The 11,126-nt window shown below is 29.8% G+C and carries 13 protein-coding genes; 7 read left to right on the forward strand and 6 right to left on the reverse strand.

Translation table 11 applies throughout. The annotated features are described in order from the left end of the window. Positions 1-37: 37 nt before the first annotated feature. Positions 38-616 (reverse strand): pseudouridine synthase, encoded by a 579-nt coding sequence (locus KA468_RS06550; protein WP_291242150.1) that lies wholly within the window; start codon positions 614-616, stop codon positions 38-40. Between the two features lie 147 nt (positions 617-763). Here KA468_RS06550 and rmuC point away from each other — a divergent pair, with 147 nt between their 5' ends. The 5 genes from rmuC (at position 764) to KA468_RS06575 (ending at position 6,350) form a co-directional block, all read left to right on the forward strand. Then, positions 764-2,110 carry a DNA recombination protein RmuC gene (rmuC, locus tag KA468_RS06555; protein ID WP_291242139.1) on the forward strand — a complete coding sequence of 449 codons (1,347 nt, stop codon included), beginning with the start codon at positions 764-766 and terminating at the stop codon, positions 2,108-2,110. A 22-nt stretch (positions 2,111-2,132) separates the two neighbouring features. Next, entirely contained in the window at positions 2,133-2,489 is a 357-nt protein-coding gene (locus KA468_RS06560; protein ID WP_366933129.1) for a 6-phosphogluconate dehydrogenase, read from the forward strand. Between the two features lie 21 nt (positions 2,490-2,510). After that, a complete protein-coding gene (locus KA468_RS06565) occupies positions 2,511-3,056 on the forward strand; it encodes an acyl-CoA thioesterase (RefSeq protein WP_291242140.1) in 546 nt (181 codons plus the stop codon). Positions 3,057-3,152: 96 nt separating this feature from the next. Then, entirely contained in the window at positions 3,153-4,283 is a 1,131-nt protein-coding gene (locus tag KA468_RS06570; RefSeq protein ID WP_291242141.1) for a hypothetical protein, read from the forward strand. A 21-nt stretch (positions 4,284-4,304) separates the two neighbouring features. After that, a complete protein-coding gene (locus KA468_RS06575; protein WP_291242142.1) occupies positions 4,305-6,350 on the forward strand; it encodes an FG-GAP-like repeat-containing protein in 2,046 nt (681 codons plus the stop codon). Positions 6,351-6,385: 35 nt separating this feature from the next. On the opposite strand, the gene KA468_RS06580 is transcribed toward KA468_RS06575, so the two are convergent. Genes KA468_RS06580 through KA468_RS06600 form a run of 5 tightly spaced genes read right to left on the reverse strand, consistent with a single transcriptional unit; the run spans position 6,386 to position 9,929 of the window. After that, positions 6,386-7,342, reverse strand: a complete 957-nt coding sequence (locus tag KA468_RS06580; RefSeq protein ID WP_291242143.1) for an ion channel — start codon at positions 7,340-7,342, stop codon at positions 6,386-6,388. Positions 7,343-7,397: 55 nt separating this feature from the next. Continuing rightward, positions 7,398-8,174 carry a T9SS type A sorting domain-containing protein gene (locus tag KA468_RS06585; RefSeq protein ID WP_291242144.1) on the reverse strand — a complete coding sequence of 259 codons (777 nt, stop codon included), beginning with the start codon at positions 8,172-8,174 and terminating at the stop codon, positions 7,398-7,400. 12 nt (positions 8,175-8,186) lie between these two features. Next, positions 8,187-8,696, reverse strand: coding sequence for an ankyrin repeat domain-containing protein (locus KA468_RS06590; protein ID WP_291242145.1), 510 nt, complete (start codon positions 8,694-8,696; stop codon positions 8,187-8,189). 1 nt (position 8,697) lies between these two features. Then, entirely contained in the window at positions 8,698-9,549 is an 852-nt protein-coding gene (locus tag KA468_RS06595) for a DUF5777 family beta-barrel protein (protein ID WP_291242146.1), read from the reverse strand. A gap of 2 nt (positions 9,550-9,551) precedes the next feature. After that, positions 9,552-9,929 carry a hypothetical protein gene (locus tag KA468_RS06600; protein WP_291242147.1) on the reverse strand — a complete coding sequence of 126 codons (378 nt, stop codon included), beginning with the start codon at positions 9,927-9,929 and terminating at the stop codon, positions 9,552-9,554. Between the two features lie 69 nt (positions 9,930-9,998). On the opposite strand from KA468_RS06600, the gene KA468_RS06605 reads away from it, so the two are divergent. Together KA468_RS06605 and KA468_RS06610 are read left to right on the forward strand one after the other, a co-directional pair. After that, the gene (locus tag KA468_RS06605; protein WP_291242148.1) at positions 9,999-10,358 is read left to right on the forward strand and encodes a hypothetical protein; all 360 of its coding nucleotides are present in this window, start codon (positions 9,999-10,001) and stop codon (positions 10,356-10,358) included. A 35-nt stretch (positions 10,359-10,393) separates the two neighbouring features. Beyond that, entirely contained in the window at positions 10,394-10,933 is a 540-nt protein-coding gene (locus KA468_RS06610; RefSeq protein WP_291242149.1) for a YceI family protein, read from the forward strand. The last annotated feature ends 193 nt before the right edge of the window (positions 10,934-11,126 follow it).

Consider the following 11,126-nt stretch of genomic DNA (forward strand, 5'->3'; position numbering starts at 1 on the left):
TGAATTTATTGTCAGATAAAATCATATAACTTAAAAATTACTCCGAAATTCTATCAAAATCTACGGCAAAAATTTCTCGCACTTCACCAGCTTTTAAATTACCTAACTCAATATTTCCAACTCGTACTCTAATTAATCGTAAGGTTGGAAAACCTACTGCTGAAGTCATTTTACGAACTTGTCGAAATTTTCCTTCGGTTAATGTTATAGAAACCCAACTTGTAGGGCCGTGTCGTTCATCTCTAATTCTTCTACCTTCGCCAATGTTAATTGGATTATCAATTAATTTAGCTTGACATTTTTTAGTAATATATTTTTTACCGTGAAAACCAATTTCTACTCCATTTTTCAGTTTTTCAACAGCTTCTAATGTAATAATTCCATCAACTAGCGCATAATATTCTTTCTCTACTTTTTTACTTCGAACCAATTCACTCATCATTCCGTCAGTGGTGAGCAATAATAGCCCTTCAGAATCTTCATCTAATCTACCAATCGCCATTGTACCTTCTGGAAAATCATATAGTTCACCTAATTTTCTTTTATTACGCTTTAATTCGTAAACAAACTGACTAATAAATCCGTGAGGCTTGTGTAAAATAAAATGCTGATGTATCTTCATAGTGCAAAAATAGTTTTAATTCTAAACATTTAGAATAATAGAAAATTAAAAATTAGAAGAACTGATGTGTTTTATTTTTTTAATTGAGGATAAATTTAAAAAAAATAGTAATTTTACTATCTAACAAATTATATTCCGAAAATGAACACATCTATTATCTTAGTATTCGCCATTTTAATTGCTTTAGCCATTGGTTTTTACATTGGAAAGCTACTTTCAAAAACCCAGTCTAATGCTGAAAAAAGCAATTTAGATGGGCAATTAACATCACAATCACATCAACTTGCAGAATTAAAATCATCGTTTCAGAATTTGCAAATCGAGAAACAAAAAATACAAACTGAAAAAGAAGAATTTGCTATTTTATTGGCAAAAAAAGAAAATGATTTCGACAATTTATTAGATCGTACCAAAGAACAAAAAGAAGAATTAAATCATTTACAAGAGAAATTTACTAAAGAATTTGAAAATTTAGCCAATAAAATTTTAGAAGAAAAAACACAAAAATTTACCGAACAAAACAAAGAAAACTTAAAAAATATTTTATCACCATTACAAGATAAAATTTTACATTTTGAGAAAAAAGTTGAAGACACTCATAAAGAAAGTATAGATTATCATGCCGCGTTACGTCAGCAAATTGTTAGCTTAAGCGAAATGAATGCCCAAATGAGCAAAGAAACCATCAACTTAACCAAGGCATTAAAAGGCGATAGTAAAATGCAAGGAAATTGGGGCGAATTGGTTTTAGAACGCGTATTAGAAAAATCTGGATTAGAAAAAGGTCGAGAATACGAAGTACAACAAGCCTTTACAACTGCAGAAGGCACAAGAATTTTACCCGATGTAATTATCAATTTACCTGACGGAAAAAAGATGGTAGTAGACAGTAAAGTATCTTTAACAGCTTATGAAAAATATGTAAATGAAGAAGATGATGTACAACAAAATTTACATTTAAAAGAGCACGTAAATTCGGTAAAAAGACACGTAGAACAATTAAGCGACAAACGATATCAAGACATTTATCAAATGGAAAGTCCTGATTTTGTTTTGTTATTTATTCCAATTGAACCCGCTTTCGCATTGGCATTACAAGAAGATTTAACCTTATATAACAAGGCATTTGAAAAAAATATTGTGATTGTAACTCCTTCTACACTATTAGCGACTTTACGAACGATAGATAGTATGTGGACCAATCAAAAACAACAAGAAAACGCCATTGAAATTGCGCGTCAAGCAGGTGCGTTGTATGATAAATTTGAAGGTTTTGTTTCTGATTTAATTAAAATTGGAAAGAAAATGGATGAAGCCAAAGTAGAATATTCTGCAGCAATGAATAAACTTACCGAAGGAAAAGGAAATTTAGTTACCAGTGCTGAAAAATTAAAGAAAATGGGAGCTAAAGCAAAAAAAGCTTTACCAGAAGCTATTTTAAAACGAGCTGAAAATGACGAAGATTTATTAATTGAAACTGATAATTAATTCAGAGTATATGACAAACAATATGACCCTTATTCAAAAAGTACTTATATATGGAATATTAGCTATTGTATTAGCTGGCGCTTCGTACGTTTCTTTTTTATACTACGCAACTTTTAGTGACGGAATGCGTGCTGGCGAATTAATAAAATTTAGCCATAAAGGTTACTTTTTTAAAACTTGGGAAGGTGAATTAAGTCAAGGTCTTTCAAGTTCACAAAAATTTGCATTTTCTGTAATGGATAATGAGCCAGAAGTAATTGAACAATTAAAAAACAATCAAGGGAAATTTGTAAGAATAGAATATATTGAACGTTATGACACTTTTTTATGGTGGGGCGATTCTAATTATTATATTACAAAAGTTCAACCTGAAAAATAAACTTATTTTAATACTAAATAAATGAATACATCCAATACGGTTGCAGCTTCAAAAATCACATTATCTGAATTAATGTTGCCATCGCATAGTAATTTTAGTGGTAAAATTCACGGTGGCTATTTATTAAGTTTAATGGATCAAATTGCATTTGCTTGTGCTTCTAAATATTGTGGAAGTTATTGCGTAACAGCATCCGTTGATACTGTAAATTTTTTGAATCCTGTTGAAATCGGCGAGTTAGTCACCTTAAAAGCATGTGTAAATTATGTAGGTAATAGCTCAATGGTTGTTGGAATTAGAGTGACTTCTCAAAATATTCAAACGGGAAAAGTAAAACATACCAATTCAAGTTATTTTACTATGGTTGCCAAAAATGAAAAAGGTGAAAATGTAAAGGTTCCAAAATTAATATTATCAAATATAGAAGAAGTACGACGTTTTTACGAAAGTATAAATAGAATTTCCGCTAAAAAAGTATATTTAAAAGAAGAAGTTACCTTAGATTATTCTTCGAATGAAGCATTAAATAATTTAGAAAACTATAATGTTCTTCTGAAATTAAAATAGGCTTTTAAATACTTGAAAATGTTTAGTAAAACAAATTAAAATTATATTTATGAAATAGTTTAATTTTTTTACTATTTTAGTAAAAAATTTTTACGAATGAATAAAAAAATACTATTTATTTTACTTTCAAGTATCTCATTATTAATAATATCATGTAATAACGAAACTGAAGAAGAATATAATTCCATTCCTACATCACCTGTAAAAGTTGATTTAACTCAAGTACCATTTCCTAAGCTTTCTGATTATCATTTTTTTGAAGGAGAAATGAAAAACCAAATCCCTTCATTAAATGTACTTCCTTATGCACCAGCAAGCTCTTTATTTACAGATTATGCTCACAAAAAAAGATTTGTTTGGATGCCAATAGGTTTAAAAGCAACTTATAATGGTGACTCTAAGGTTTTAGAATTACCCGTAGGAGCAGCTTTGATTAAGACCTTTTATTACGATAAAATACAACCAAATAATACAACTCGTATAATTGAAACAAGAATAATGATACGGAAACAAACAGGTTGGATTTTTGCTGATTATGTTTGGAATGATGCTCAAACCGAAGCTTATTTAGATTTAAATGGAAGTTTTGTAAACATATCTTGGAAAGATGAAAATAATATAATAAAAACTACAGATTATAGAATTCCTTCTGAAGTTCAGTGTATCATTTGTCATAAAAACACTGAAAATGTTAATGGAAATTTACAAACTATTCATATTCCAATTGGAATTAAGCCTCAAAATTTAAATTTGAATTATAATTACGGAACATCTACTCAAAATCAATTAACTAAATGGATTGAACAAGGCTATTTAGAAAATAATTTCACATTTCCAACTGAAAATAATTCAACAATTGATTATAATGACACTTCAAAATCTTTAGAAAAAAGGGTTCGTTCCTATCTTGACATTAATTGCGCACATTGCCACCAAAACGGTAAACATTGCGATTATAGACCGATGCGATTTGCTTTTAACGAGACAGGTGCTACAAACGGATTAACCAACATGGGGGTTTGTGTAGACACACAAGACATGCAAAATTTCGCTCCTGCTTTAGGAAAAATCATTACACCTGGAAACGTAAACAGATCGATGTTATATTATAGATTAAATACAACAAATGAAGCATACAGAATGCCTCTACACGGAAGAACGGTGGTTCATGAAGAAGCGATAAGTTTAATAGGACAATGGATAAATTCATTACAACCATGTCAGTAATAACATTTTAATATGTCAAAAATGAAAAAATATTTTACATTATTTTTTGTGATTTTTATTAATTACTTTAATTGGGCCCAAGATACTTGTGCAAGTGCACCAACAATTACAGTTGGGATGCATATAGTAACAGCAGTTAATGGAACACAAATCCCAACTCCAATATGTACAACAAATGGATCTGGAGCTACGGCTGGTGAATGGTATAAATACATTCCTACACAAAATTATACCACAACAGTTAGTTCAAATATTGCTGCAAATACACCAAAAATAGATACTCGATTTCATGTTTATAGTGGCACATGTAGCACATTAACTTGCGTAGGTGGTGATGATGATTCTGGCGCAAGCTATTCGTCTGTAGGAAGTTTTACTGCACTAGCTGGAACTACTTATTATATAGCATGGGATAACAGATGGTCTTCTGCAGGATTTACTTTTCAACTTTCAGAAGGACCATATATAGCTCCAATTCCTACTCCTGTGAATTTTACGGCACAAACCATTTCAACAATTAATAGCACTTATAATATTTGTGTTGTAGACATGAATGGTGATAACAAAGACGATATTGTGGGAGTAAGTGCTAATAATTTAAAAATTCATTACCAAGGTATAGGAAATAATTTTAATATGACCGATTTTCCGATAACCGGCTCAAGTGATATGCCATCTTGGAGTATTGCAGCAGGTGATTACAACAGAGACGGATTCAATGATTTGGTTTTAGGTGGCGGAAATGGTTTAACTTTTTGGAAATCTAATAGTACAGGAACAGCATATACAAACATTAACCCACCAGAATATATTTTCTGTCAAAGAACTAATTTTATTGACATTAATAATGACGGTCATTTAGATGCGTTTTCTTGTCATGATGTGGCACCAAATGTATATTATATGAACAACAATAACGGTGCAACATTTACACATTATCAATCAGGTGTAACTCCTGGATCCTATTCATTAGGCGTACTTTCTAGTGGCGGAAACTACGCTTCATTGTGGACAGATTATGATAATGATGGCGATGTGGATATGTTTATTTCAAAATGTTCAGGACCGCCTTGCGAGCTTCACAGAAATGACGGAAATGGAGTTTTTACTGATATTTCAGCAATTGCTCAAATAAACACAACACCGGTACAATCCTGGTCATCTGCTATTGCTGATTTTGATAATGATGGTGATATGGATATATTAGTTGGTTCTAATGGAAATACAGGGCATATGTTTTTTAAAAATAACTTAAATACTTCTAACACAACCGAAGAAGCATTTACAAATATTACAAATGGATCTGGATGGGATTTAAACAATACTATTAATAGAGATTATATTGCATATGATTTTGACAATAATGGTTTTATCGATATTATGGGTGGTGGAAATAAAATTATGTTTAACCAAGGAAACAATACATTTTCACCCGCAAGCTATTCTAACATTTCTTTAGGCGCTATTGGCGATTTAAATAATGATGGTTTTCTTGATATTTTAAACGGAAATACAATTCATACTGCAGTACCAAACGGAAACAATTGGATAAAATTAACGTTTCAAGGTATCCAAAGTAATAGAAATGGAATTGGAGCACGTGTAGAAATTTATGGTGTTTGGGGTAAACAAATTAGAGAAGTAAGAAGCGGTGAAGGTTTTGAATTTATGAGCACATTAAATGTTCATTTTGGAATTGGAACGGCTACAGCAATTTCTCAAATTAAAGTAATTTGGCCATCAGGTAATGTAGATACAATTACAAATCCAAATATTAATCAAACATTAAATGTTATTGAAGGAAACTTTCCTTTAAGCACTTCTACGTTCAACGGAAAGAATGTAGTAATTTACCCAAATCCAGCATCTGATTATTTAACAATTTCAAACATTGAACATTTAAATATTAATGCAATACATATCATTGATACAAATGGAAAAACGATTAGTAAAATTACTTCTAATTATAATGCTATCGACGTTTCAAATTTAAGTAATGGAATATATATTATAAGTATTGAAACCAAAGAAGGAAAGAAATTTGCCGAAAATTTTATAAAAAAATAAAGTCAAAAAGCTATTCAAATTGAATAGCTTTTTTTTTACAAATTAACTTTAATAAATGAATTTAAATTATCCAAATGTAAAACCGTTTTAGTATTAGACTCATTTTTTGAATACATCGGGGAAAATTTAGCACCATAAACTACTTCATTAAATGTATATGAAGTCCTTTTAGCAACTGTTGATGAATACATATCGTCAAATGTTTTTATATAAACTAAAATTTCTCCGATAGTATTTTTATAATCAGATTGATTTAAATTAAATAGTGGACTTTCCTCGTCTATTGGATGAACTAATGTCCAACTTAAAGTTAAAGAATTTATTTTACTCATTTCTAAAGGTAAATTATAAAATTTATTAGAAATAACTCCATTTTCATCAATTAAAATACCAACAGTAACAAAAGCTTCAGCATCAGTTAAATTGGTGTTCTTATGAGGTGCCAAACGCATCATTAAAGCGGTTCCATCTTTATAAGGTGCTATTAACGCATTTTCTGAAAACTTTATATATGCATTTGGTTTACTAAATCTTCCGTAAAACAAACCGGTTGCTATTGCAAAACTTAGCAATCCTGATAATGCTTCTACAGCTGCAACAAAACTGGCTAAAAAACCTGAAGGACTAATATGCCCATAGCCAACTGTAGTAAAAGTTTGAATACTAAAAAAGAAAGCTTCACCAAACTTATCAATTCTTGAAATGGAGGTTACTCCGCGCAAATTTTCAACTCCAATTAACATATAAATGGAAGCAAAAAACAAATTAACAATAAAATAAAAAAGGATAATAATAAAGAAAAACTTCCATCTGGGAATTTTTAACATGGTATGATACCAACTAATACCTTCCAAAAAACCAATACCCACTTTTTGAATATTTGCATTCCCGTTTTTATTTATGAACCGACCGCCATAATTTTGAGAATTTGTGCCAAAACCGGTATTGTTTTCAGCTTTTGCTTTTTTATTTATTTTATGAAGTAATGCCATATATTAAAAAAGTCCCAATAATTTGGGACTTTGTAAAAGTAATATTTTTTATTTACTATTCAATAATAACTTTTTTCCAAGTTTTATCTGTATCGTTTTTTAATTCTAACAAATAAACTCCTGATGGTAAATCAGTAATATTAAATTCAACATTTTCTGAAGAATCAGCTACTTTATATGATTTAATTAATGCACCGTTAATATTATAAACATCAACCGATTTTAAAAACGTTTTAGTAGTAATTGTAAAATTTCCGTTACTTGGATTAGGATATACTGTAGAAGAATTTAAAGTAAAATCTTCTAAACCCAAAGTCATTGAATTATCTAAAACAACAACTCTATTACTTGTCCCATGATTTGCCATAGTAAAAGAAGCAGATTGGTGTTTTGCTAAAGCCAAATCTAGTGTATTATTTGCGAAATTAAATGTATAATCATTTGAATCTCCTGTAGAAAATGGTCTGGTATATACTAAAGTTCTTTGACCAGTTGCTGGTGCATTATTTGTATTTGTAACAAGAGTCCAGTTATTTGTTGAATCTGTTGTAGGTGCGGCACCAATACCAACATGCACAGCATCTACTAAAGTTGTTCCGTTCCAATAAACAACATCTGTTGCCGCTTCCATACCTCCATTAAATGAACCAAATTGAACAGCAAACCATCTGTCATTTGGACCCACTAATGTTAATGTTACTATAGAAGTTGCATTGTTTAGTGTCATATTAGCTGTCATGTTTGTACCCAAAGCAACATTTCCAGTTGATTTAAGTTGTGCATTTGCAAAACCAGCAATTAAAATAAATAGTAAAGTAATTTTCTTTTTCATAAATGTTTTTTTTTAGTTTTTAAATAGTTGAATTATGGTTTCTTCTTTGGTGGCAACAGCATATTCAAAAGTAGTTTTACCTTCTTTATCTATTGCTGCTTTGTTGGCATTATTGTTTAATAATAATTTAATTATTTCTAAGTTCTTAAATTGTAAAGCTAACATTAAAGGAGTTACTCCGTTATCATTAGTAATCTCTATATTGGCTTTTTTTTCAAGTAACAAATGCACCATTTCAATATTGTTTCGCATAATAGCAGCCATCAATACAGTTCCTTCAGGTGATTGATAATTAATATCTTCTGCAATATTAAGTAAATATTTAGCAACGTGCAAATTACTTGAATACGTGGCAATAATTAAAGGTGAAAATCCGGCATTATTTGGTGTATTTACCAAACTTTTATTTTCATCAATTAATTTTTTCAATTCTTCAACAGTTCCTTTTCTGGCAATATTAAAAATATCACTTTGTGCGAAAGAAAAATTAGATACAAACAAGCAAAATAATAAAATACGCATATTAAAAAACACGAATTAAATTAAATCCAAAAGCTATTTTTCCATCATTCCAACTTCCAGACGTATTTCCTAAATATCCCGATTCGTGCATGGCTTGCGAGTTTGTAAAATGCATTTGGAACACGTGACCACCTGTTTCTAAATCGAATCCTATAGAAAGTGGATTTTTGAAAGTAGAATTGGATGCTCTGTTTAAATGTGCTGCATAATCCACATTAAACGACCAACGTTTGGTAAACTTATATCTTCCTCCTAAACCAATAGCAAATTGACTATTGTCTTGAGAATTATTGGCAACATAATTTTGATGAAAATGTGTTGGTGCAATTTCTAACGATAAATTATCATTGAATTTTCTTGAAATTAGAATTTGATTAACATAAGCCAAACGATCTGAAAACTCTAATTTTGGCAATACTGTTTTTTCTAATTCCGTATTAATTGCTAAACTATTGAAACCAACAATTTCAAAAGGAAATCCTTGTTTTTTTTGTCCAAACAATCTGTATTTGGTTGCAAACTCATACGTTTTTTGAAATCCAGAACGAGAAGCATGAATCGTAACACCATTGGTTAATCCATATACAAATTGTAAACGAGTATTGGCTTCGTCTAAACCAAAAAAGTCTTCAAAACCTTTGTCAAAATAACCAAATCTGTGAGCAACCACAAAATACATATCACCTTTTGCGGCCAATTTTGTAGATTCTAAATTCACAATTTTTAATGATTTAAATGCCGCAACTTCTGATTCATTTGCGTCAGATATCGTATCGATTTCATTAAGTAAATCGTCTTGAGCAACCATTAAAAATGGAAATACACAAAATAAAAAAGTAATTTTCTTTATCATAATTATTTAATTTCAGCTTGATCTATTTTAATTTCTTCTAATAATGAGTCGTATCCAATAACTCTTCCTTTAACCAAAACAGTTTCATTTAATTTAACAACATTGGTGTCTTTTAATAGTACAAATACTTTCTCGTCCAATACTATGGTTTTATTTGCTATATCAACATTAGTAACTTTTCCTGTAATTTGTATAGATTTATCTAAGTATTTTAAATTTGCTTTTGCTTCATCTTGCAAAAAATCATTCGAAACTTGTTTTACTGTTACTGAAAAAACAGCTTCCTCATTTGCAATATCTCTGTGTGCATGATATAAATATTTGTAAGACACCAAAAGTATCGCAAACAGTACAACTATACCAACAACTATTTTTTTCATATATTTTAATTCTCTACGTACAAACTTATTAATTATTTTGTAATATTGTGATTATAAAACAATTTTAACATGAAAAAAATACATTATTTAATTTTAAGTACACTATTTTTTGTTTTTGGTTGTAGCAATCATTCAGAAGATGATTTAACAATCCCTTTAACTTCAAATACAACAAAATACATCCAAAACATAAAACCGATTATAGATAATAATTGCGTGGCTTGTCACGGCACTACTCCATCTGCGGGTGCACAAACGTCATTAGTTACTTATAATCAAGTGAAATTATCTGTTCAAAATAATGGGCTTTTAGATCGTGTTTCAAGAGCTCAAGGCGCTTCAGGTATGATGCCATACCAAGGAACTCGACTACCACAAACCACAATTGATTTAATTACTGATTGGAATACCGACGGACTTTTAGAATAAATTTCAAAAATAGTTTCCATCTTAAAAATAGTTGTATGAAAAAAATTGCCCTAATTGGATGGTTATTATTAGTAAGTTTATCACCAATTCAAGAAAAAAAAATCACCAAAACTGGTAGCATCAGTTTTGAAGCCTCTGTACCTTCTTTTGAAGAAATTAAAGCAAAAAATAACGCGGTAACTTGTATATTGAATACGAATAATGGCGAAATTGCGGTTTTAGCTTTAATGAAAGGTTTTCGTTTTAAAATTGCATTGATGGAAGAGCATTTTAATGAAAATTATATTGAAAGTTCTAAATTTCCTAAAGCAACTTTTAAAGGTAAAATTGAGAATTTTGATATCTCTAAATTAACTTCGACTTTTAAAGATTATACTATTAAAGGTAAATTAGAACTTCACGGAAAAAGTAAAGATATTACTTCGATTGCAAAAATTAAAAAAACAGGTTCGGATATAGAAATTAAAACAGATTTTAACGTTAATGTGTCTGACTTTGATATTGAAATACCAAGTGTTGTTTCCAAAAAAGTTTCTAAAAAAGTAACTTTAAATTGTAACTTCTTATTAAAATAATATACTAATCTTTAAATTTAAACCCAATTACACATGAAGAACTTAAAAAAATTAGCATTTGTTGCTTTTGCAATTGTATCTACACAATTTTATGCACAAACAAAAACAGGCGCTGTAACGTATGAAATGACAATGCCTGACAATGAAGAAATGGCAGCAATGGGAACAAATACTATTAAAATCTCATTTGATG

The organism is Flavobacterium sp., from assembly GCF_017985075.1.
In the GTDB taxonomy this organism is placed as follows: domain Bacteria; phylum Bacteroidota; class Bacteroidia; order Flavobacteriales; family Flavobacteriaceae; genus Flavobacterium.

Coding starts and splice junctions, on each gene's coding strand:
- KA468_RS06600 (WP_291242147.1), bottom strand. CDS start 9,929: ATGAAAAAAATAGTTGTTGGTATAGTTGTACTGTTTGCGATACTTTTG.
- KA468_RS06580 (WP_291242143.1), bottom strand. CDS start 7,342: ATGGCATTACTTCATAAAATAAATAAAAAAGCAAAAGCTGAAAACAAT.
- KA468_RS06565 (WP_291242140.1), top strand. CDS start 2,511: ATGAATACATCCAATACGGTTGCAGCTTCAAAAATCACATTATCTGAA.
- KA468_RS06575 (WP_291242142.1), top strand. CDS start 4,305: ATGAAAAAATATTTTACATTATTTTTTGTGATTTTTATTAATTACTTT.
- KA468_RS06590 (WP_291242145.1), bottom strand. CDS start 8,696: ATGCGTATTTTATTATTTTGCTTGTTTGTATCTAATTTTTCTTTCGCA.
- rmuC (WP_291242139.1), top strand. CDS start 764: ATGAACACATCTATTATCTTAGTATTCGCCATTTTAATTGCTTTAGCC.
- KA468_RS06610 (WP_291242149.1), top strand. CDS start 10,394: ATGAAAAAAATTGCCCTAATTGGATGGTTATTATTAGTAAGTTTATCA.
- KA468_RS06570 (WP_291242141.1), top strand. CDS start 3,153: ATGAATAAAAAAATACTATTTATTTTACTTTCAAGTATCTCATTATTA.
- KA468_RS06595 (WP_291242146.1), bottom strand. CDS start 9,549: ATGATAAAGAAAATTACTTTTTTATTTTGTGTATTTCCATTTTTAATG.
- KA468_RS06585 (WP_291242144.1), bottom strand. CDS start 8,174: ATGAAAAAGAAAATTACTTTACTATTTATTTTAATTGCTGGTTTTGCA.
- KA468_RS06560 (WP_366933129.1), top strand. CDS start 2,133: ATGACCCTTATTCAAAAAGTACTTATATATGGAATATTAGCTATTGTA.
- KA468_RS06605 (WP_291242148.1), top strand. CDS start 9,999: ATGAAAAAAATACATTATTTAATTTTAAGTACACTATTTTTTGTTTTT.